At 63.8% G+C, this 20,380-nt stretch carries 20 protein-coding genes; 3 read left to right on the forward strand and 17 right to left on the reverse strand.

All coding sequences use genetic code 11. From position 1 onward, the window contains the following. Window positions 1-6: 6 nt before the first annotated feature. Window positions 7-276 (reverse strand): 30S ribosomal protein S15, encoded by a 270-nt coding sequence (rpsO, locus tag G7076_RS01945; RefSeq protein ID WP_166199954.1) that lies wholly within the window; start codon window positions 274-276, stop codon window positions 7-9. Between the two features lie 17 nt (window positions 277-293). Further along, window positions 294-1,181, reverse strand: coding sequence for a tRNA pseudouridine(55) synthase TruB (gene truB, locus G7076_RS01950; RefSeq protein ID WP_166199956.1), 888 nt, complete (start codon window positions 1,179-1,181; stop codon window positions 294-296). 84 nt (window positions 1,182-1,265) lie between these two features. Here truB and G7076_RS01955 point away from each other — a divergent pair, with 84 nt between their 5' ends. Both G7076_RS01955 and G7076_RS01960 read left to right on the forward strand, forming a co-directional pair. Beyond that, window positions 1,266-3,197, forward strand: a complete 1,932-nt coding sequence (locus tag G7076_RS01955) for a TIR domain-containing protein (RefSeq protein ID WP_166199958.1) — start codon at window positions 1,266-1,268, stop codon at window positions 3,195-3,197. Window positions 3,198-3,233: 36 nt separating this feature from the next. After that, window positions 3,234-3,479: a hypothetical protein gene (locus G7076_RS01960; RefSeq protein ID WP_166199960.1), complete on the forward strand. Its 246-nt coding sequence runs from the start codon at window positions 3,234-3,236 to the stop codon at window positions 3,477-3,479. Between the two features lie 21 nt (window positions 3,480-3,500). Here the strand turns inward: G7076_RS01960 and G7076_RS01965 are convergent, their stop codons facing one another. The 10 genes from G7076_RS01965 to rimP are packed head-to-tail and all read right to left on the reverse strand — an operon-like array spanning window position 3,501 to window position 13,689. Then, the gene (locus G7076_RS01965; RefSeq protein WP_166199962.1) at window positions 3,501-5,270 is read right to left on the reverse strand and encodes a serine protease; all 1,770 of its coding nucleotides are present in this window, start codon (window positions 5,268-5,270) and stop codon (window positions 3,501-3,503) included. Window positions 5,271-5,329: 59 nt separating this feature from the next. Then, on the reverse strand, window positions 5,330-6,010 hold the full coding sequence (locus G7076_RS01970; protein WP_166199964.1) for a site-2 protease family protein: 681 nt from the start codon (window positions 6,008-6,010) through the stop codon (window positions 5,330-5,332). A 31-nt stretch (window positions 6,011-6,041) separates the two neighbouring features. Beyond that, window positions 6,042-6,665, reverse strand: a complete 624-nt coding sequence (locus G7076_RS01975) for a thymidine kinase (protein WP_166199966.1) — start codon at window positions 6,663-6,665, stop codon at window positions 6,042-6,044. Further along, window positions 6,665-7,216: a GNAT family protein gene (locus tag G7076_RS01980; RefSeq protein WP_166199968.1), complete on the reverse strand. Its 552-nt coding sequence runs from the start codon at window positions 7,214-7,216 to the stop codon at window positions 6,665-6,667. The genes G7076_RS01975 and G7076_RS01980 overlap by 1 nt, the downstream gene beginning before the upstream one ends. After that, window positions 7,213-7,923: a hypothetical protein gene (locus G7076_RS01985; protein ID WP_166199969.1), complete on the reverse strand. Its 711-nt coding sequence runs from the start codon at window positions 7,921-7,923 to the stop codon at window positions 7,213-7,215. The genes G7076_RS01980 and G7076_RS01985 overlap by 4 nt, the downstream gene beginning before the upstream one ends. Further along, window positions 7,920-8,312 (reverse strand): 30S ribosome-binding factor RbfA, encoded by a 393-nt coding sequence (gene rbfA / locus G7076_RS01990; protein WP_166199971.1) that lies wholly within the window; start codon window positions 8,310-8,312, stop codon window positions 7,920-7,922. Before rbfA ends, G7076_RS01985 begins: the two co-directional genes overlap by 4 nt. Then, on the reverse strand, window positions 8,313-10,820 hold the full coding sequence (gene infB / locus G7076_RS01995) for a translation initiation factor IF-2 (protein ID WP_166199973.1): 2,508 nt from the start codon (window positions 10,818-10,820) through the stop codon (window positions 8,313-8,315). Then, window positions 10,817-11,527 carry a DUF448 domain-containing protein gene (locus G7076_RS02000; RefSeq protein WP_166199975.1) on the reverse strand — a complete coding sequence of 237 codons (711 nt, stop codon included), beginning with the start codon at window positions 11,525-11,527 and terminating at the stop codon, window positions 10,817-10,819. The genes infB and G7076_RS02000 overlap by 4 nt, the downstream gene beginning before the upstream one ends. Beyond that, window positions 11,508-13,145 (reverse strand): transcription termination factor NusA, encoded by a 1,638-nt coding sequence (nusA, locus tag G7076_RS02005; RefSeq protein ID WP_166199977.1) that lies wholly within the window; start codon window positions 13,143-13,145, stop codon window positions 11,508-11,510. Before nusA ends, G7076_RS02000 begins: the two co-directional genes overlap by 20 nt. 4 nt (window positions 13,146-13,149) lie before the next feature. Beyond that, complete coding sequence (rimP, locus tag G7076_RS02010; protein WP_166199979.1) at window positions 13,150-13,689, reverse strand: ribosome maturation protein RimP; 540 nt, start codon at window positions 13,687-13,689, stop codon at window positions 13,150-13,152. Window positions 13,690-13,858: 169 nt separating this feature from the next. Here rimP and G7076_RS02015 point away from each other — a divergent pair, with 169 nt between their 5' ends. Next, on the forward strand, window positions 13,859-15,019 hold the full coding sequence (locus G7076_RS02015) for a PQQ-dependent sugar dehydrogenase (RefSeq protein WP_166203271.1): 1,161 nt from the start codon (window positions 13,859-13,861) through the stop codon (window positions 15,017-15,019). A gap of 4 nt (window positions 15,020-15,023) precedes the next feature. Here the strand turns inward: G7076_RS02015 and G7076_RS02020 are convergent, their stop codons facing one another. The 5 genes from G7076_RS02020 to lnt are packed head-to-tail and all read right to left on the reverse strand — an operon-like array spanning window position 15,024 to window position 20,377. Then, on the reverse strand, window positions 15,024-15,683 hold the full coding sequence (locus tag G7076_RS02020) for a peroxiredoxin (RefSeq protein WP_166199981.1): 660 nt from the start codon (window positions 15,681-15,683) through the stop codon (window positions 15,024-15,026). A 13-nt stretch (window positions 15,684-15,696) separates the two neighbouring features. Beyond that, window positions 15,697-16,740, reverse strand: a complete 1,044-nt coding sequence (locus G7076_RS02025) for a cysteine synthase A (RefSeq protein ID WP_166199983.1) — start codon at window positions 16,738-16,740, stop codon at window positions 15,697-15,699. A gap of 43 nt (window positions 16,741-16,783) precedes the next feature. Continuing rightward, complete coding sequence (locus G7076_RS02030; RefSeq protein ID WP_166199985.1) at window positions 16,784-17,488, reverse strand: tRNA (guanine(46)-N(7))-methyltransferase TrmB; 705 nt, start codon at window positions 17,486-17,488, stop codon at window positions 16,784-16,786. Window positions 17,489-17,498: 10 nt separating this feature from the next. Beyond that, window positions 17,499-18,713: a methionine adenosyltransferase gene (metK, locus tag G7076_RS02035; protein WP_166199987.1), complete on the reverse strand. Its 1,215-nt coding sequence runs from the start codon at window positions 18,711-18,713 to the stop codon at window positions 17,499-17,501. Window positions 18,714-18,754: 41 nt separating this feature from the next. Further along, window positions 18,755-20,377, reverse strand: coding sequence for an apolipoprotein N-acyltransferase (lnt, locus tag G7076_RS02040; RefSeq protein WP_346774097.1), 1,623 nt, complete (start codon window positions 20,375-20,377; stop codon window positions 18,755-18,757). Window positions 20,378-20,380: the final 3 nt, after the last annotated feature.

Raw genomic sequence — 20,380 nt, forward strand, 5'->3', positions numbered from 1 at the left:
TTGGTGTCACTTTCGGAGGCCCAGCTTGGCGATCAGATCGCTGTAGCGCTGTGCGTCTTCGCGCTTGAGATAATCGAGCAGGCTGCGGCGCTTGTTGACCAACATCAGCAGGCCACGGCGCGAATGGTTGTCCTTCGCGTGAGTCTTGAAATGCTCGGTCAGGTTGGTGATGCGCTCGGTCAGGATGGCAACCTGGACTTCCGGCGAACCGGTATCGTCCTTTGCGCGGCCATGTTCCTTGATCAGTTCCTGCTTCTTCTCAGCGGTAATCGACATCGATTCACTCCTTAAATCTAGATGTTGAACCCGCGCACGACACGAACTGCGCCGCCCTCGGCTTCGACCAGGGCAACCGGCACATCGCCGTCTTTCGCCAGGTGAAGCCCCGGTTGCACGGGGATCCCGACAAGCGATTGTCCGTAACGGAGCAATCGGGCCTGTTCGGGAGTGACGGGGAGGGCCGGGATGTCGTCCAGCCCCGCTTCGAGCGGGAGAACCACCTCGTCAAGGAAGCGCGCCTTAGCAATATCGGCGAGTTTGTCCAGCGATATCGCCTGTTTGAGAGAGAAGGGACCGGCCTTTGTCCGCCTGAGCATGGTGACATGGCCGACGGTGCCGAGCGCGCGGGCGATGTCGCGCGCCAGGCTGCGGATGTAGGTGCCCTTGCTGACGGTGGCGGAGAATGTGGCGTTATTTTCTCCGCTCTCAAGCAGTTCGAGGTTGTCGATCGTGACGTTCCGGGTCTTCAGGCTGACCTCCTCGCCGGCACGGGCAAGGTCGTAAGCCCGCTTGCCGTCCACCTTAAGCGCCGAATAGGCCGGTGGGACCTGCTCGAGGGGGCCGGTGAACCGGACTAAGATACCACGAATTGCTTCCTCGCTTGGGAGGACATGGCTCGTTGCTTTCACCGTTCCCTCGCAATCGAGCGTGTCGGTTTCCTCCCCGAAGCGAATGGTGAAGTCGTAGGCCTTGGTCGCATCCAGCGTCCGCCCGGCGAGCTTGGTCGCCTCGCCGAGCGCGATGGGCAGGACCCCGGTCGCAAGCGGATCGAGCGTCCCGCCATGACCGACTTTCGTCTTCGGCTTGCCGGCTTCGCGAAGCGCGCGCTTGACCGCCCCCACCGCCTGGGTCGAGCCGAGGCCGAGCGGCTTATCGAGAATGATCCAACCGTTGAGAGGCATGGCCCGCGCCCTAGTCGTTCCGTCCGGTAATGGCCATGAGGATGACAAGCGGCGGCAGTAACCATAGGATGCGCCGCCCAGGGGGTGGCGCGTGTGGAAGAAGCTGCGCGATACGAGAACAGGCCGACCGAAGCGGGGCACGTGTTCGTCAGCTATGCCCGTGCAGATGAGGCTTGGGCGCAGGCGGTCATCGCCGCCCTGAAGGAGGCCGGGATTCCGGCCTGGTGGGACGGGCTTATCCCAGGCGGCAAGAAGTTTAGCGGGCAGATCGCCGAAGCTCTCGAGCAGGCGCGCGCCGTCGTCGTCCTGTGGTCGGCCAATTCGCTGCAATCCGACTGGGTCCAGGATGAAGCCAGCGTCGGCCGCGAGCATCACAACTTGGTGCCGCTCAGCATCGACGGCAGCCTGCCGCCGCTTGGCTTTCGCCAGATCCAGTGCATCCAGGTTCGCGCCGGAGGGCCGCGGCCGTCCAACGCGGGTATCCGGAAGGCGGTCGCCGCAGTCGCCGACATCCTGGGCCATTCGCCGCCGCCGCGAGGCAGCCTGCCAGTCGTGGCGGACCGCAGGACAGCCCTCCTTGCTGGTGGAGCCGCGGTGCTCGCGCTGGGCGGCTTCGGCGCCTGGAAACTGCTTGGGAGCAAGGGCACCGACAGCAACAGCGTTGCGGTCCTCCCGTTCGAATATCTGAGCGGTGACCCGAGTCAGCGTTATCTGTCGGACGGGCTATCCGCGGAGCTTCGTGCCCGGCTTGCCCGCGATCCGGCGATCCAAGTCGTCGGGCAGACATCATCGAGTGCAGTCAAAGGCTCGGATACCAGATCGATCGCGAAAAAGCTCGGGGTCGCCAACCTTCTCACGGGTAACGTGAGGGTGGATGACGGTCAGGTGCGGATCGCCATTGAATTGATCGACGGCGGAGACGGCTTCAGCACCTGGTCGAACACGTTCGACCGGCCGCTGACGAATTTGCTGCAGTTGCAGGACGAGATCGCCGGCGCCGCCGCGCGGGCGTTGCTCCCTCGCTTAAGCGGCCCAGGCACGGAAAGCCGGGAGCGCAACGGGGGAACCAAGGACTCGGCGGCCTTCGATGCCTTCCTTCGCGGCAAGGAAGCCTTCGAATCGCAGGTCGACGAGGCGAGCGACCGCAAGGCCCTGGCCCTTTTTCGGGAAGCGCTTGCCAAGGACGACCGATACGCCGCGGCTCATGCGGCCCTATCGCGGGCGCTTGCGGTGATCGCCAACCAATATGCCCAGGCCACCGAGCGCCGCCAGCTTTACGGCGAGGCAGTCGCGGAAGCCGAAGCGGCGATTTCCACTGCGCCGCAATTCGCCGAAGGTCACGCCGCCCTCGGCTATGCGCTGTTTTATGGGAAGCTCGACATCAAGGCGGCGGACGGCCCCTTCGAACGCGCCCGCCAATATGGATCAGGCAGCGCCGATGTGCTCAACCTCTACGCGTTGTATCGCGCACGGCGAAAGCAGTTCGCCGCCGCAGTGCCTGCCATCGAACGGGCCATCATGCTCGATCCGCTCAATCCCGCCCTGTTCAAGACCGAAGGTAGAATCCACTTTGCGAGCGGCGACTATCGTGCGGCGATCATCTCTGCTCGGCGGTCGTTGGCGCTCAATCCGGAGATCAGCGGCGCCCACGGCGATATTGGCAACGCCCTGCTTATGCTCGGCAATCCTGCCGATGCGCTTGCCGAATTCCAGCTGGAAAAGGCGAGCCTTTTAGCCATTCCCGGAGAGGCTATTGCGTCCTTCCGAACCGGCGATAGTGCTCGAGCCGGGGCGGCGCTGAAGCGGTTGATCGCCGAGGAAGGAGATAACGGTCTCTACCAGCAGGCGCAGGTCCTGGCGCAAATGGACCGCACCGACGATGCCTTGGCCGCTCTCCAGCGGGCGCTTGCCGAGCAGGACTCCGGACTCGTCTATCTGTTCAGCGATCCCTTCCTGGAGCCGCTTCGCCAAACAGAGGAATTCAAATCGCTTCTTCGTCGGACTCATTTCGGCTAGGTAAGGAATTGGAGGGTTTCACAACAGGAGGGTAGAATGCGCAAACTGACAATTAGCCTGCTCGTCGCAGGAACTGCGATCTTGATTACCGGATGCGACAAGAAAGAGTCGGCCGCAGAGGCGAATACGGCCGTGGTCGAGGAAACGGTTCCGCCGAGCGAGTCAGCCGATAATCTCGACAGTGCCGCGGCCAACCTCGACAATGCGGCGGAAAACGTCGCGAACGCCACCGACAACGCGGCGGTCGCCAACGCCACAGATCAGGGTTCGACCGACCATTAATTTCGGGCTCCGGGGTGCGTCCTAGCGGCCGCGCCCCGGCTCCGGCACACGTAGAGCCTGGCCCGGCTTGATGGCCTGCCGCGCCGCTTCGATCCATCGCGAGAACTTTGCGACGTCGGTGTAGACCGAGGGCGTGCCCTTGTATCCGCAGCCGAGCGACCAGCTCGTCAGGCCGACCAGCTCTTCGTTCCCGTTTCCATATTCGCGCACCAGCGGACCGCCACTGTCGCCGCGGCAGGAAAAAGTTGCCGGCCCGCCCCGATCTGCAATGGCCTTTGGCGTGACGAGGCAAAGCATTCCCGGCTTGATCCGTCCCGGCAATCGCTTCTGGCATTGCGCGGGCGCGAGCACTTCGAGCGAGGCCTGCTGAAGGATGTTGGGGTTGCGCTGAAGCTCGTCCGACATGCTCAGCATCACGTTCGCGTCAGGGGCGACGGCCTGCGTATACCCCCAGCCAAGACCCGTTACTGTCGTACCCGGTACAGGCGGCATGGTGGCGATCGCCAGCGGTCTCGGCGCAAGGCGGATCCGGTCATCGCTCTTCACCATCAGCAAGGCGATGTCGTCCGGCAGGCCGGTGCCGACGCCGCTGTAGCCGGCATGAACGGCGACTCCGATGATTGCCCGGGTCTCGCCCCCTTTGCCCATCCGCAGCGAGCCGACCCTGACGCGCCGGTCTGTGAAGACCCTTGTGATATTCTCTCCTAGGAAGCGACCAGTGGCGACGCAATGCGCCGCGGTAAGCACCAGGTTGGGCGCGATGATCGTCCCTCCGCAGGTATGCGCCCGTTCCTCGGGCGCTCGCTCGGCAAGGAATTGCCGCTGTTGCTGGGGCAATAACCGGTCTTTCTCGATCTCTTCCGCTGAATAGGGCCGGGTGGCATAGAGTTCGACCATCCAGTCGGAATCGCCGCGCGCGGCGTTCACGCCGCCGCCCATCGCTGGAGCCGGCTCCTGATCGGCAAAAGTCAGGCGGATGGCCGACATCCCGGCACTGGACGCCGCGGCTCGCACCTCGGCAAGGCAGCTTGGGTAAAGCCGGAACAAGCAGCCTGCGGTGAACGGACTGGGCTGTTCAAAGGCGGCGACGTCGAAGGGTCGGTCCGAAACCAACAGGATCTCGTGCGACCGGGTCAAGCTTTCCGTTGCCGTGCTCGTTACCGTCAGGCTTTTTCCCGGTTCGAGACGCACTACCGACTTCTCGCCCGAAAGCGCGATCGCACGGATCCCGAGATCGGCAGCGGTCGAGAAGAGGGCGACATAGCGTGCACTCGATCCGACGTTTTTAACCTGCGAAGGTGTCGACGGTCCCAGAGCTTCCGCGATTTCCGGGTTCAGGCATTGATATGGCGGCTCCGGCGTAAGCATGCAGTAGCTGATGCCGTTGGGTGCCCGCGCGCTCATTGTGATTAGCGCTTTCTGTCGCTGAAGAAGCGGAAGCAGCTTCGTGAGCACCTGAGCTGCCTCACCCGAAGAGAGCCGGCCAAGCGAGATTGACTGAGCGCCGGTAATGGCAGTTAGTCCCGTAAGAGACGGCCGCAATTGCGCCTCGTCCGCGACGTCCCCATCCACGGAAAGGATGTAGTCGGCATTATCGGAGATGACGGCTGACCCGCTAGCGGCAACTGCCGCCCTAAAACCCGGCCATTGCCGGTCCATGTCCTCATCGAGGCGAATGACGATCGGGATGTCGGGTTGCACGGCTGTGGGCCGGACTGGCTGCGCCAATCCTTTGCCGATCGCGCCAAAGCCGAGGCCTAATGCTAGCGTGAGGCGAAAAGCGGTCCGCATATCACCCTCCCGCGATCAGTCTTCGCGAAAGCGAGGTGTGGGTCAACCGCCCCGCCGGCTCAGGTGGCGATTCCGGCCGCTCCGAGGAAGATGCCGGCGACCGCCATCACGATCGGCGAGATGATCCGGCCGACGATATTCAGCTCGGGTGAGATCATGGGCAGCACGAGCAGCAGCACAATCAGGATCGGAAGCGCGAAACGCCCTATCCGCTGCCATGCCGGAACGGCGCCGCGCGGTAGGAAGCCTTCCACCACATGGCCACCGTCGAACGGGGGCAGCGGTATGAGATTGAAGATGCCGAGGAAGAGGTTGATCAGAAGGAAATTGATCGCATTCTGGGCAACGAACAGGCTTGCGCCGGCCGGCTCACCGCCCGTCGCCGACACCAAGATCGCCAGAATGATTGTCGCAAGGGTCGCGAGCATGAAATTCATTCCCGGCCCGGCAAGAGCGACCAGGACCATGTCGCGGCGCGGATTGCGAAGCAGCCGGAAATCGACCGGGACCGGCTTGGCCCAGCCGAAGATCGGGGCCTTGGCGAGCGCCAGGACCATTGGGAGCGCAATCGTGCCGATGGGGTCGGTGTGCTTCAGCGGATTAAGGGTCAGCCGTCCCATCCGCTCCGCGGTCGGATCGCCGAGACGCCGGGCAACCAGCCCGTGAGCGACTTCGTGGAAGACGATGGCGACGACGAGCGGCACCAGCCAAGTCGCTATGGTGAAGACGGTTTCGCTCATGGTCTCGAAGTGGTGGGCAGGGCGGTGGCGTTCAAGCGCGAGGCCGGACGAGGCCGAGGCTGAGCTGCCGAGCGCGGCTTTCATTGAGGCGTTGAAAGAAATGCTTCCGGCACAATGCGATGTAGCGGTCGTTGCCGCCGATCTCGGTCTGCGAACCCGCGACGACAGCATGGCCTTCGGAGTCAACGCGCAGGTTCATCGTCGCCTTGCGACCGCATTCGCAAACCGCTTTCAGCTCGATCAGGCTATCGGCGAGCGCCAGCAGCGCGGCCGATCCCGGGAACAGTTTGCCCTGGAAATCGGTGCGAAGTCCGTAGCAGAGCACTGGAATGCCAAGCTCATCGGCGACACGCGCCAGCTCCAGCACATGCCGTTGGGTGAGGAACTGCGCCTCGTCGATCAGGATGCAATCGAGCTTGCGCTTGATCAGTTCCTGAACGACGCCTTCGAAGAGATTGCAGTCCTCGTCATATGTATGGGCTGGCGCGGACAGGGCAATTCGCGAGCCGATGGTTCCGGATCCGGCCCGGTCGTCCAATGCGGCCGTCCACAGCATCGTCTCCATGCCGCGCTCGCGGTAATTGAAGTCGGCCTGCAGCAGGGTGGTCGATTTGCCTGCGTTCATTGCCGCATAATAGAAGTAGAGCTTGGCCATCAGTCTGCCGTTTGAGCAGGCGGCCACTCTGCCTTCAAGATCGAATAGAGGACGGTGTCGCGGCGGTGCCCGGTCCATGTCGTCCGGTCGCTGCGCATCACGCCTTCGCGGACCGCGCCCAGCTTGGTCATCGCTGCCTGGCTGCGGGCGTTGCGGGCATCGACCCGAAACTCGATCCGCAGGAAGCCGCAATCGAAAGCGTGCCGGATCATCATGTCCTTGATGCGCCGGTTGATACCCGTGCCGCGAAACTTCGGCCGGTAATAGGTGCCGCCGATTTCCAGCGCCAGCCGGCTCTCGTCGATGTTGAGGTAACTCGACATTCCGACGATTTCATCCTCTGCGAATAGCACGAACGTGTGAGCGTCCGGTTTCGCGAGATAGGAATCGAGGCTGGCATCGAAACCGTCCGGGCCGAAGTCGTTGGCGTAAACCGCCCAGATGTCGCAATCCTCGGCACAGGCCTTGCCGAGCATGCGGCGAAAGTCTTCCCGAAAGGGTTCGGCCCGGACGCCATCCCTAGTCATGGCAGCTTCGAGTTCGCCGGTCATCGCCCGTCCGGATCGAACATCAGCCCATCGCCGATGTCGCCGAGAGCGATCAGCGGTCTGATTGGGATCTTCGCGGTTAGCCTCGTTTCCTTTTCCGTTCCGATGTTGCCCCGCTTAGCGAGCATTTTGCCGGTCAGAAAGTTGATGCTGACCTCTTCGGTCTCGCCGCTGTTGCGCCGGACGCTGTCGCGGTCGAAGCCGATCAATTTGAAAGCGCTGCCCTGCCAGCGGAAGGTGAAGGCGGATCCGCCCATCTCCCATCCACCCGCGCTCATGAAGAGGTGCATCTTCACGCGAAGCGTCCCGTTCTCAATCGTGACTTCGTCGAAGGGATCGTCCTGGTTCTGGTTCTTCAGCCTGGGGATCAGCGCGTGATCCGACGCTGCAAGCGTGTAGCCGCCGCCACTGCGACCGAAGAGCACGACCAGCATCCTCGGATTGCTGTCATATTTCTGGTTTGGGTCCCAGTCGCTCGATATGAAGTTGGCCCGGTCCGCCATGTGAAGCACCAGGGCCGCGTCGGGCAGCCGGTCGCCGTTAAGATCGCCAGTGGCCTTGCGCTCAAGCTTCCATTTGTCGGGGACGAAGCTTTCGGCCGTGGGCCCTTCGCCGACAATGACGGGGTAGGTGACCGGCGGAGTTTCCGCGTCGCCCGGCGATTGCGCAGCGGCGGCAAGGAGGACAATTAGGCCCCCCGCGGCCATCATTCCTCGCCGAGGTCCTGGGCGACGTGATCGCTGCGTAACAGCCGGTCGATATGGCTCCCCTCGTCGAAGCTTTCGTCGAGAAGGAATTTGAGCTTCGCCGCATATTTGGTCCGCACGCGCTGGGCCACTTCCCGCTGGAGAAAAGCGGTATTGGTGCGCAGCGCCTTCAGGACGACGTCCTCGTCCTGTCCAAGCAGCGGTTTCACAAATACCGTCGCATGGCGAAGATCGGGCGACATCCGGACCTCGGTCACGCTGACCAGATGCGACTGGAGCGTGTCGTCATGCACCTCGCCCCGGGCAAGCAGCTCGCTCAGGACATGCCGCACCTGCTCGCCGACGCGAAGCAGGCGGACACTGCGGCCTTCGGGAGTCTCGTTGTGGCGCATTTAGAGAGTCCGCGCGCGCTCCTCGACCTCGAAGACTTCCAGCATGTCGCCGGCCTTGATGTCGTTGGTGTCGGCCAGAAGCACGCCGCACTCGAGGCCCGCGACCACTTCCTTGACGTCGTCCTTGAACCGGCGAAGTGAAGAGATGGTCGTCTTGGAGACGATGACGTCTTCGCGGGTGAGGCGCGCGTGAAGGCCCTTGCGGATGTTGCCTTCGAGCACGAGCAGGCCGGCGGCCTTGTCGCGCTTGCCGGCCGGAAACACTTCTTGGACCTTGGCGCGGCCGACGACATTCTCGATGATCTCCGGCCCAAGCTCGCCCGCCATCGCGCCCTTCACCCAGTCGGTGAGGTGGTAGATGACGTCGTAGTAACGGAACTCGACCTTGTTGCGCTCGGCAGCCGTGCGCGCATTGGCGTTCGGGCGAACGTTGAAGCCGATGATCGGCGCTCCGGTCGAGGCAGCGAGAGTGACATCGCTTTCGGTGATCGCGCCGACGCCCGAATGAAGCACGCGCACCCGGATTTCGTCGGTCGAGATCTTGTTGAGCGCATTGACGATCGCTTCGGCGGAACCTTGCACGTCGGCCTTGACCACCAGCGGGAATTCGATCGTGGTCGAGGCGCGGTTGGCGAACATGTTCTCAAGGCTGACAGGAGCCGCGGTCGTCCGCTTCTTGTCGAGCACGCCCTGGCGGTAGGTCGCGACCTCGCGCGCGCGGGCCTCGTTCTCGACGACCGTGAGCCGGTCGCCCGCATGGGGAACCGACGACAGGCCGAGCACTTCGACAGGGGCGGACGGGCCGGCCACCTTAACCTGGCGGCCGTGATCGTCGATCATCGCGCGAACCTTGCCGCTGGCTGCGCCGACCACGATGACATCGCCGACCTTAAGCGTTCCGCGCTGGACCAGGACGGTGGCAAGCGGGCCGCGGCCCTTGTCGAGCTTTGCCTCGATCACCGTGGCTTCCGCCGTGCGATCGGGATTGGCCTTCAGCTCGAGGATTTCGGCCTGCAGGTTGATGGCGTCGATCAGCCCCTCGAGATTGGTCTTTTCCTTCGCCGAAACTTCGACGTCCTGTACGTCGCCGCCCATCTGTTCGACGATGATCTCGTGCTGGAGAAGCTCCTCCCGGACCTTCTGCGGCTTGGCTTCCGGCTTGTCGATCTTGTTAATCGCGACGATCATCGGAACGCCGGCCGCCTTGGTGTGATTGATCGCCTCGATCGTCTGCGGCTTGAGGCCGTCGTCGGCCGCAACAACCAGAACGACGATATCCGTGACGTTGGCGCCCCGAGCGCGCATTTCCGTGAAGGCCTCGTGCCCCGGCGTGTCGAGGAATGTGACCTTCGACTTGTCCTTCAATTGAACCTGATAGGCGCCGATGTGCTGGGTAATGCCGCCGGCTTCGCCCGACTGAACGTCGGCGCCGCGGATCGCATCGAGCAGGCTGGTTTTGCCGTGATCGACATGGCCCATGATCGTCACGACCGGAGGGCGCGCCTGCAGAGTTTCGGGCGCGTCGACATCCGTGTCCGTATCGATGTCGACATCGGATTCTGACACGCGATTGATGCGGTGACCGAATTCTTCGATCAGCAGTTCGGCAGTATCCTGATCGATGGTTTCGGTGATGGTCACCGGAGTACCCATCTTGAACAGAGCTTTGACCAAGTCGGCGCCGCGCTCGCCCATGCGCTTGGCGAGCTCCTGAACCGTAATCGCCTCTGGGACGTCCACATCGCGATACTGCTTTGCCGACGGGCCTGCCGTCTGGTGGGCACGCTTTTCCTTTTCGCGGGCGCGCTTTAGCGCCGCGAGGCTGCGAGCACGATTGCCCTCGTCGCCGCTAAGCGCGCGCGAAACTGTGAGCTTGCCGGAGTGACGACGCTCCTCGCGAACCCGGCCATGGCTGGGGCGATGCGCATCGGGACGCTTCGGGGCATGCGCAGGGGCATTTGCCGGACGGCGAACTTCCCGTGCCTCTTCGGGCTCGGGAGCGGCCTGTTCCGACGGCACTACTTCCGGTTCGGATGCCTGGGCTACGGCCGCTGCTGCTTCTTCCTCGGCTCGGCGGGCGGCCTCTTCCTCGGCCTTGCGATTTTCCTCAGCCCGGCGCTTTTCGTCTTCGGTCTGGGCAAGCTTGGAGCGGTCCTCGCGGCGGCGCGCTTCCTCAAGCGCGGCCATCCGCGCTTCCTCGGCCTCCCGCAGAAGGCGCGCCTGCATTTCCTTGCGCGCAGTGACGTCGTCAGCCGCGCTTCGCTTTGGGGCAGCCGGCTTGGGCGCAGGAGCGGCGGGCGCGGGGGCGGGCGCTTCCACGACGGGTTCCGGAGCCGGAGGAGGAGCCTCACCCGGCTTGCCGAGGATGCGGCGCTTCTTCACTTCGACGACGACGGTATTGGACCGGCCGTGGCTGAAGCTCTGCTTCACCTTGCCGGTTTCGACCGTGCGCTTCAGACCCAGCGGAGGCCGGGTTCCAAGCTTGGGCTTGTCGCTCTGGTCGGTCATCTGTTTCCTTCGTCGTCAATTGCCGTGGCGTCGCCGCGGACGGCAGCGCCGCCCTCTAGCCCAGCCTCGGGGTCAATGAAAGTAAGCCACCGGTCGATGGCATGGCGCACCCGCCGCGCGGCGGCGGGGTCGGTCAGTGCAATATGTACCACATTTTCGCGGCCGAGCGCCATCGACAAGATGGTGCGGCCTTCCGGAAATACCAGTCCCTGCTTGTCGCCGCCGCCAACCCGCCATGCCTGATCGAGTCGACGATTACCGTCCTCTCCGGCATCGGCGGCATGTATCAAGAGGTGGACCTTACCGGCGCGGGCAGCCTGCTCGATGCGTTCGGCCCCGGTCAGCAAGCTGCCGCCGCGCGCCTCCAGCCCGAGGCGGTCCAGCGCGGCCTGCTTGAGGGCAGTTTCGATCTTCGCGCCAAGATCGGCGGAAACCCTGGGCTCCTGCTTGAAAGCGCGGGTGAGAACACCCTTTAGCTTGCCCTTGGCATTGGCCTCGTCGAGCGCGGCCCGGCCAACACCGACGTAAGCACCTCGGCCCGGCGCGCGGGCGCGGATGTCTGGTGCGACTTCGCCGTCCGGCGACAGCGCCAGGCGAACAAGCGAATCCTTGTGACGGACGGCGCGGGTGAGGACGCAGGTCCGTTCCGGACCCGCGCTACCGCCCTGCGATGTCGGCGCTACGGCCTCATTGTTCGGAGTCCGCATTCGCGGCCTCCTCATTGTCGGGAGCGGAGGCGGCCGGCTCCTCGTCCTCGAACCAATGCGCGCGGGCGGCCATGATGATCTCGTTGCCCTGCTCGTCGCTAAGGCCGTATTCGGCGAGGATTCCGCCCTTGTCCTCCGACCGGTTGCTCTCGGCGCGACGGCGCGGTTCCTGACGCTTCTTCTGGACCAGTTCGTCGGTGGCGAGGTCGGCGAGGTCGTCGAGCGTCAGGATGCCCGCCTTGCCAAGCGTTACCAGCATCTGCTCGTTGAGATGCGGCATTTCGGCGAGGGCGTCCTCGACCCCGAGCGCACGGCGCTCCTCGCGAGCGGCGGCTTCGCGGCGCTCGAGCGCTTCGCTAGCGCGACTCTGAAGTTCTTCGGCGATTTCCTCGTCGAGGCCCTCGATCGCAGCGATTTCGGACTGTTCGACGTAGGCAACTTCCTCGAGGTTGGTGAAGCCTTCCGCGACCAGCAGCTGAGCGAGGGTTTCGTCGACGTCGAGCTCGTTCTGGAACATCTCCGAACGCTCGACGAACTCGCGTTGGCGCTTCTCGGAGGCATCGGCCTCGGTCAGGATGTCGATCTGGCTGCTGGTCAGCTGGCTGGCGAGACGCACATTCTGGCCGCGGCGGCCGATGGCGAGGCTCAGCTGGTCGTCGGGAACGACGACCTCGATGCGGCCTTCTTCCTCGTCAATGACGACTCGGCTGACGGTCGCCGGCTGGAGCGCGTTGACGACGAACGTCGCGGTGTCCTCGCTCCACGGGATGATGTCGATCTTCTCGCCCTGCAATTCCTGCACGACGGCCTGCACGCGGCTGCCCTTCATGCCGACGCAGGCGCCGACCGGATCGATCGAGCTGTCGTAGCTGATGACTCCGATCTTGGCGCGGCTTCCAGGGTCGCGGGCCGCAGCCTTGATCTCGATGATGCCGTCATAGATTTCCGGCACTTCCTGAGCGAACAGCTTCTTCATGAAATCTGGGTGGGCGCGTGACAGGAAGATCTGCGGGCCGCGGACTTCGCGGCTGACGCGCAGGATCAGCGAGCGGATTCGGTCGCCGACGCGGACCATTTCGCGCGGGATCTGCTGATCGCGGCGAATAACGCCTTCGGCTCGGCCGAGGTCGACGACGACGTGGCCGAACTCAACGCGCTTCACGACGCCGGTAATGACTTCGCCTGCGCGGTCCTTGAACTCCTCGTGCTGGCGCTCGCGCTCGGCGTCGCGAACCTTTTGGAAGATGACCTGCTTCGCGGCTTGGGCGGCGATCCGACCGAATTCGATCGGCGGCAGCGGGTCGACAATAAAGTCACCCAGCGCCGCGTCCTTCTTCAGCTTCTGCGCGCCCTTCAGGTCGACCTGCTTGAAATGATCTTCGGGTTCTTCGACGACTTCCAGGACCCGCCAGAGGCGCAGGTCGCCGCTGGTCGGATCGAGCTTGGCGCGAATGTCGTTCTCTGCACCGTAGCGGGCGCGGGCGGCGCGCTGAATGGCGTCCTCCATCGCCTCGATGACAATGGCCTTGTCGATTAGCTTTTCGCGGGCGACGGCGTCGGCGATCGCAAGCAGTTCGGCCTTGTTGGCAGTGGCAGCGGCGGGCGCGGCAGTGGCCATGATCTTAGTCCTCTACGGTCTGAATTGAGTCGGCGCCTTCGGTCGACAGCGGCGCGGTGGCGTTGATGAGCTTGTCGGTCAAGAGCAGCTTGGCCGACGCGATATTTTCGAAATGAATGGCGCGGTCGCCCTTGGGCGTCGCGATGGTCACGGTCTCACCCTCGATTCCGGCGATGGAGCCGGATACCTGCTTGGCGCCGTCCTGGGGGTGGGCGAGCTTGAGGCGCGCTTCATGTCCCGTCCAGTCGACATAATCCTTGAGCCTGGTCAGTGGGCGGTCGATACCTGGCGACGAAACCTCGAGACGGTAGCCGCCTTCGACTGGATCGCGGCCGGCAACTTCTTCGGCGTCGAGAATGTCGCTCAAGCGGCGTGACAGCTTTTCGCAATCGCTGAGCGTTAACTGACGGGTGTCCGGTCGCTCCGCCATTATTTGCAGAGTCGGGTCGCTCGTCCCGCCGATCATCGCCACGCGCACGAGATCGAGACCCTCGGCCTTTACGGCGGGCTCGATCAACTTGGCGATGGCAGTCGTGTCGGTCACAAACGCTCCGGATAAGCCCAAACTCTCTCGGCGCCGGGGCCGTTCGACCCCAGCCCCAGGCACCTTACGATGTCGAGGAGAGGATTCGGATATAGAAGGGTGAGCGAAGGCTGGCAAGCTGCGTTCGCCTCACTAGATAGGGCGGGATATACCGGAGGCAGTTCGAGTGATGAGACCTTTGACGATCCTGACCGGCGCCATCGCCATCGCCGCTTGTGCTGATGGCAGCAATGCTCAAGCCGACCGTCCATCCGAAGCCGCCAGCGCGACGCCCTTCGCGGTCGCCGAGGTCACCGATTTCGGACAGCCGTGGGCGATGGATTTCCTTCCCGGAAGCGGAGTCAGGAAGACAAAGCTCGCCTTGGTGACGGAGAAGACGGGCGAGCTTTGGCTGGTTGACGTGGGGAACGGGAGCCGCAAGGCGGTGGCCGGTGCGCCTAAGGTACTGGTGGCGGGGCAGGGCGGTCTCGGCGATGTCGTCGCCCACCCGGACTTCGCCGGGAACCGCCGGGTCTACATCAGCTTCGTCGAGGCAGGCGAAGCCGGCGGAACTAGTGGCGCGGTGCTCGGCTATGGCACGCTGAACCTTCAGGGGGAGCCGCGGATCGACAACTTTAAGGTCATCTGGCGGCAGCAGCCGAAGGTCGAAGGAAACGGACATTTTTCCCATCGCATTGCCTTCGGGCCGGACGGCTTCCTCTACCTGACCTCTGGCGATCGTCAGAAATTCGATCCGGCCCAGGACCTTTCCGGAAATCTCGGCAAGGTTCTCCGGCTAACCGACGAAGGCGCGCCTGCCCCGGGCAATCCCTGGGCAAGCCGCGGGGGCGTCACCGCGCAAATCTGGAGCATGGGCCACCGCAACCTTCTCGGTCTCGACTTCGCGCCTGATGGCAGGTTGTGGCAGGTGGAAATGGGACCGAAGCACGGCGATGAGCTGAATCTGGTCCTGTCTGGCAAGAATTACGGGTGGCCGCGCGTCTCCATGGGCTCGCACTACGATGGTCGCGACATTCCCGACCACAAGCCCGGCGACGGTTTCGAGGCGCCCAAGGCTTATTGGGTTCCAGCCATCTCACCAGGCGGAATGATCATTTACAAGGGCGAGCTGTTCAGAGGCTGGAAGGGCGACGCTATCGTCACCGGCCTGTCCGGCCAGTCGCTCAGCCATGTCGATATCGAAGGTGATCGGGTCGTTGCGAAGCACGATTATCCGATGGGCGCGCGCATCCGGGCCGTAGACGAGGGGCCTGACGGCGCGCTGTACGTGCTGGAAGATGGCGGACGGGGAAGCAGCGGGCGCCTGCTCAGGCTGACGCCCGCGCGATAGGCGATTAGCTGGGCTGCGGGATTCGGCGCAGGTAAGGCTTCACCGTTTCCCAACCGCCCGGATACTTCGATTTTGCATCCTCGTCGCTGACCGACGGCGGAATGATGACCTGCTCGCCCGGCTTCCAGTTGACCGGCGTAGCGACCCCCTTGCTCTCCGTCAGCTGGACCGAATCGAGCAGGCGAAGCACTTCGTCGAAGTTGCGGCCGGTCGACATCGGGTAAAGCAGCATGGCGCGGATCTTCTTGTCCGGGCCGATGATGTAAACCGTGCGCACCGTCGCATTGTTGGCCGCGGTCCGGCCCGCGGCAGTTTCGCCGGCATCAGCCTCCAGCATGTTGTAGAGCTTGGCGACCTTGAGGTCGCTGTCGCTGACGATCGGATAGTCGACCTTGTTGCCGGACACTTCTTCGATATCGGGAAGCCAGCCCTTGTTCTCTTCGTTAGGATCGACGCTGAGGCCGATGATCTTCGTATTTCGCTTGGCGAATTCCTCGCCAAGGCCGGCCATGTAGCCAAGCTCCGTGGTGCAGACCGGCGTGAAAGCCTTGGGGTGGGAAAAGAGGATCGCCCAGCCGTCGCCGATCCACTCGTGGAAGTTGATCGGTCCAGTTGTGGTCTCGGCGCTGAAATCGGGCGCAACGCTTCCAATGCTGAGGGTCATGGTCTCTTCTCCTTTAAGCTTCGACCGGAAGATAATCCGGCTCGATGGTCGTGCGGCGCTCGAGCCAGCGGGGAACCGGCAGGTTCTTCGAACGCAAAAATTCCGGGTTGAACAGGCGCGACTGGTAGCGGGTTGCCGGGTCGCACAGGATGGTGACGATGGTGTGACCCGGGCCCATCTCGCGGGCCAGGCGGATCGCACCGGCGACGTTGACCCCCGAAGAAGCTCCCAACGCCAGGCCTTCTTCCTCCAGCAGCCGGAAGGTCTCGCTTACGCTCTCTTCATCCGGGATGAAAAAGGCGTGATCTGGCGTGAAGCCCTCCAGGTTGGCGGTGATGCGGCCCTGGCCGATTCCTTCGGTGATGGAGGAGCCTTCGGCCTTGAGCTCGCCGTTCTTATAGAAGTTGTAGAGCGCCGCGCCGGGTACGTCGGCGATGCCGATCTGGATGTCGGCTCTCCGCTCACGAAGCGCCAAAGCGGTGCCGGCAAGCGTGCCGCCGGTCCCGACCGCCGCTACAAAGCCGTCGACCTTGCCGTCGGTCTGCTCCCAGATTTCAGGGCCGGTCGTGCGCACATGGGCGTCGCGGTTCGCGACATTGTCGAACTGGTTGGCCCAGATCGCCCCATTCGGATTCTCGCGCGCCATGCGTTCTGCCAGCCGGCCGCCGATCTTCACGTAATTGTTGGGATTGCGGTAGGGCACGGCGTGGACCTCGACCAGCTCCGCGCCCAGCATCCGCAACGTGTCCTTCTTTTCCTGGCTCTGAGTTTCGGGAATGACAATCACCGTCTTCATGCCCAGCGCGTTGCCAACCATGGTGAGGCCGATTCCCGTATTTCCGGCGGTCCCATCCACGATCGTTCCGCCGGGCCGAAGCTCGCCGCGCTTCACAGCGTCCATGACAATGCTCAGCGCTGCCCGGTCCTTCACCGAGGCGCCGGGGTTCATGAATTCGGCTTTACCGAGGATCGTGCAACCGGTTTCTTCGGACGCTCGTCTGAGCTTGATCAGCGGGGTATTGCCGATGGCGGCGAGAACGTCAGCGCAGGCCTGCATGCGCGCTAGGTAGGCGCGTCGGTCCGAAAGGCAAGACTCAGCCTCAGACTTCGGTGCGGCGATAGCGGAATTGATGCGGAGTTCGGCCTTGCCGTCGCGCTTTCGCGGCATAGCGGGTTTCGATCCAGCCCGACGGATATTCCAGCCATTCGCCTGGCTTGTCGTTGACCCAATCGAACTCATGCTCGTGGCGGGCCATGATCATCAACAACCAGTCAAGATAAGTCGGATCGTCGGTCGCGACCCGGAATTCGCCACCCGCCTTCATCTTCGTTGCGATCAGGTCGATCGGCCCGTCGTTCATCATCCTGCGCTTGGCGTGGCGCGCTTTCGGCCACGGGTCGGGATGCAGCAGATAGACCATCGTTAGCGCCCCGTCGGGAATGCGGCGCAAGACATCGAGCGCGTCGCCCATCCATAGACGGACGTTGGCGAGCCTCTGATCGCGAACATGGGTCAACGCCTGCGCGACGCCGTTGAGGAACGGCTCGCAGCCGATGAATCCATGGTTGGGCAGAAGGTCGGCGCGGTAAGCGAGATGCTCGCCTCCGCCAAAGCCGATCTCCAGATGCAGAGGACGCTCGTCGCCGAACAGAGATTTCGAGCTGATTTCCCCATCGGCCGCGACAGAGATCGCGGGAAGGAGGGTCTCGACCAGCTCTGCCTGTCCGGCACGAAGCTTATGGCTGCTCGACCGGCCGTAAAGCCGGTTGATGGTGGTCGGGTCGCCCTTCTTGTGCGCGGTCATGACACGCCCCTCAGGCGGCCAGCGCGGCCTTTAGCTCGTCCGCCAGATCGGTCTTTTCCCAAGGGAAGTAGTCGCCTTCCGCCTTGCGCCCGAAATGCCCATAAGCGGCCGTCTTCGCGTAGATCGGCTTGTTCAGCCCGAGCGCCGTTCGAATCCCCCGCGGGGTTAGTCCGCCCAAGCGCTCGATCTTGCCGATTGCCGCCTCGATGGACTCGTCGGCGACCGTGCCGGTGCCGTGCGTGTCGACGTAAAGCGACAGCGGTTTCGGCACGCCGATCGCATAAGCGAGCTGGATCGTGCAGCGGCGGGCGAGTCCGGCGGCGACAATGTTCTTCGCTAGCCAGCGCGCGGCATAGGCCGCCGAGCGGTCGACCTTGGTCGGGTCCTTGCCGCTGAATGCGCCGCCGCCATGCGGGGCCGCACCGCCATAGGTGTCGACGATGATCTTACGGCCCGTGAGACCGCTGTCGCCGTCGGGGCCGCCGATGACGAAGCTGCCGGTCGGATTGATGTGATAGACGGTCTCGTCGGTCAGGAGCTCGGCGGGAAGTACCTTGGCGATCACGCCCTTCACATAGTCCTTGAGCGCCGCTTCCTTGTCGCCTTCGTCATAGCCCACGGCATGCTGGGTCGACACGACGATCGCGGTCGCTTCGACCGGGCGGCCGTTCTCGAAACGCAATGTGACCTGGCTCTTGGCGTCCGGCTCCAGGAATGGCGCGGTGCCGTTGTGGCGGTCCGCGGCCATCGCTTCCAGGATCTTGTGGCTGTAATCGAGCGTCGCCGGCATCAGGTCGGGGGTCTCGTCGCAGGCAAAGCCGAACATGATGCCCTGGTCGCCCGCGCCCTCATCCTTGTTGCCGCTTGCGTCCACGCCTTGGGCGATGTGCGCCGATTGCGGATGGAGGTGGTTGGCGAAGTCGAGCCGATCCCAGTGGAAGCCGTCCTGCTCGTAGCCGATCGCCTTCACCGTGTCGCGCACCGCACGCTCGATCTCTTCGCGAACGCCCTCGGCCCAGTTGCCGGCCTTGTCCATGATTCCCTGTCCGCGGATCTCGCCGGCAAGCACCACCTTCTGGGTCGTCACCAGCGTTTCACAGGCAACCCGCGCCTCTGGGTCCTTTGACAGGAAAAGGTCGACGATGGCGTCGCTGATTTGGTCGGCGACTTTGTCCGGATGGCCTTCGGAAACGGATTCGGAGGTGAAGAGATAGTTGCTGCGCATGGGCGCCGACGGTCCTCTGTCTGCGGGATATAAGGAAAGCTTTATATGCCGGTGCTGTAGCGGCGGCTCCGTCCCAAGACAATGCCCGCCAGCAGCAAAATGAAGCCCAGCGTCAAAGGGATGACATTGCCGAGGCGGGCGAAGGGCGTGGGCGGTTGCTTCGAGGGGAACAGCACGTCGATTGTCCCCGCTTTCCCGGCGCCAACCGAGCCGACCAAGCGACCTGAAGAGTCGATCATCGCACTGATCCCGGTCGGCGTGGCGCGGATCACCGGCAGTCCTTCCTCCGCAGCGCGAAGCCGCGCTTGCGCGAGATGCTGCGGTGGGCCCCAGCTCCCGAACCAGGCGTCGTTGGACGGGTTGAAGATATAATCGGGGCGAACCTCCGGATCGACGACATGGCCCGAGAAGATGATCTCGTAGCAAATCTGCACGCCCATCTTGAGGCCGTCGGGGAGTGCCAGCGTTCGCGGGCCCGGCCCGGCGCGGAAGTCGAGATCGCCGGGGGCAAGGCGCGAAAGGCCGACGGCGGAAAGCACGGGCCGCATCGGGAGATATTCACCGTATGGCACGAGGTGCGCCTTGTCGTACCGGCCGACGATGGCGCCGGCCTTGTTCAGCACGAAGACGCTGTTCGTTGCGCCATCGACGTCCATTCCGTCGCTCGATGTCAATGCCAGTCCGCCAGTCGCTAGCAACTGCCCGGCTGCAATGGAGCGGGTCGCGCGAAGTCGCTCGAGGTAGACTAGGCGCTCGGCTCCTGCGCGCTCGTCGATCAGCGGGTTCGTCACTGCTGCCTCGGGCCAGAAGACGGTGCCGGCGACGCCTACCTCGGGGTAGTTCCGGGTCGTCAGTGCGGTAAGACGATTGGCGGCAATCCGGTCGAAACCATCGCGCCACTTGTCAGCCTGGCCTATGTTCGGTTGAACGATCCTGAGGCGCCCTGTCTGAAGCGCCGAATGGGGCGTGAGCGGCGCATGCGGTGGATCGTTGCGCACCGGCATGGTCCGTAAAGTGCCCGGGCTCTCGGCGAAGTTGGGGTAAGGCAAGACGAGCGCGAGGATCAGAAGGACCGCGAGCACCGCCGGTGCTTTCCATTCGCGCCGCGCGGTCAGCCAGAGCATTCCGCCGATCAGCACGACAAGCGCCGAAAGGCTGTAGGTGCCGATAAGGGCGCTAGTCGCTCGCCAGGGCGTATCGATCAGTGTCACACCCACCGGGTTCCAGGCAAAACCGGTGAACATCGTCGCCCGTAACCACTCGGTAATTGCCCAGCCGCCAGCCAGCGCCAGCACGAGCGCCAGTGGCCGTGCCTTGCCAAATCGCCATGCCAACCCTGCCGCCAGCATCGGGTAGACGGCGAGATAGAGTGACAGGAGCACGACCGCGATCCAGCCCAGCCACGGCGGCATCTTTGCTTGGAAGGTGAATGCTGTCGCTATCCAGTTGAGGCCGATGACGTATTGGCCAAGCCCGAACATCCAGCCGATGCCGAGTGCGCCCTTCATCGATTGCGCGCGGCATAGTAGCCAGCACAGCGCCGCGAACGCGACGACCATCATTGGCCAGATACCGAATGGTTGGAATGCGAACGCGGAAAGCGCACCGACAGCCACCGCGAGCAGCATCGGTCGCCTGGTCAGCCTGTCGACCGAAATCGCCAAGTC

The organism is Sphingomonas sp. HDW15A (assembly GCF_011301715.1).
Taxonomy (GTDB): domain Bacteria; phylum Pseudomonadota; class Alphaproteobacteria; order Sphingomonadales; family Sphingomonadaceae; genus Sphingomicrobium.

Coding starts and splice junctions, on each gene's coding strand:
- G7076_RS02025 (WP_166199983.1), bottom strand. CDS start 16,740: ATGCAGGCCTGCGCTGACGTTCTCGCCGCCATCGGCAATACCCCGCTG.
- G7076_RS01965 (WP_166199962.1), bottom strand. CDS start 5,270: ATGCGGACCGCTTTTCGCCTCACGCTAGCATTAGGCCTCGGCTTTGGC.
- G7076_RS01970 (WP_166199964.1), bottom strand. CDS start 6,010: ATGAGCGAAACCGTCTTCACCATAGCGACTTGGCTGGTGCCGCTCGTC.
- G7076_RS01985 (WP_166199969.1), bottom strand. CDS start 7,923: ATGATGGCCGCGGGGGGCCTAATTGTCCTCCTTGCCGCCGCTGCGCAA.
- nusA (WP_166199977.1), bottom strand. CDS start 13,145: ATGGCCACTGCCGCGCCCGCCGCTGCCACTGCCAACAAGGCCGAACTG.
- G7076_RS02015 (WP_166203271.1), top strand. CDS start 13,859: ATGAGACCTTTGACGATCCTGACCGGCGCCATCGCCATCGCCGCTTGT.
- G7076_RS02030 (WP_166199985.1), bottom strand. CDS start 17,488: ATGACCGCGCACAAGAAGGGCGACCCGACCACCATCAACCGGCTTTAC.
- G7076_RS01960 (WP_166199960.1), top strand. CDS start 3,234: ATGCGCAAACTGACAATTAGCCTGCTCGTCGCAGGAACTGCGATCTTG.
- infB (WP_166199973.1), bottom strand. CDS start 10,820: ATGACCGACCAGAGCGACAAGCCCAAGCTTGGAACCCGGCCTCCGCTG.
- G7076_RS02000 (WP_166199975.1), bottom strand. CDS start 11,527: ATGCGGACTCCGAACAATGAGGCCGTAGCGCCGACATCGCAGGGCGGT.
- G7076_RS01975 (WP_166199966.1), bottom strand. CDS start 6,665: ATGGCCAAGCTCTACTTCTATTATGCGGCAATGAACGCAGGCAAATCG.
- truB (WP_166199956.1), bottom strand. CDS start 1,181: ATGCCTCTCAACGGTTGGATCATTCTCGATAAGCCGCTCGGCCTCGGC.
- metK (WP_166199987.1), bottom strand. CDS start 18,713: ATGCGCAGCAACTATCTCTTCACCTCCGAATCCGTTTCCGAAGGCCAT.
- rpsO (WP_166199954.1), bottom strand. CDS start 276: ATGTCGATTACCGCTGAGAAGAAGCAGGAACTGATCAAGGAACATGGC.
- rbfA (WP_166199971.1), bottom strand. CDS start 8,312: ATGCGCCACAACGAGACTCCCGAAGGCCGCAGTGTCCGCCTGCTTCGC.
- G7076_RS01980 (WP_166199968.1), bottom strand. CDS start 7,216: ATGACCGGCGAACTCGAAGCTGCCATGACTAGGGATGGCGTCCGGGCC.
- G7076_RS02020 (WP_166199981.1), bottom strand. CDS start 15,683: ATGACCCTCAGCATTGGAAGCGTTGCGCCCGATTTCAGCGCCGAGACC.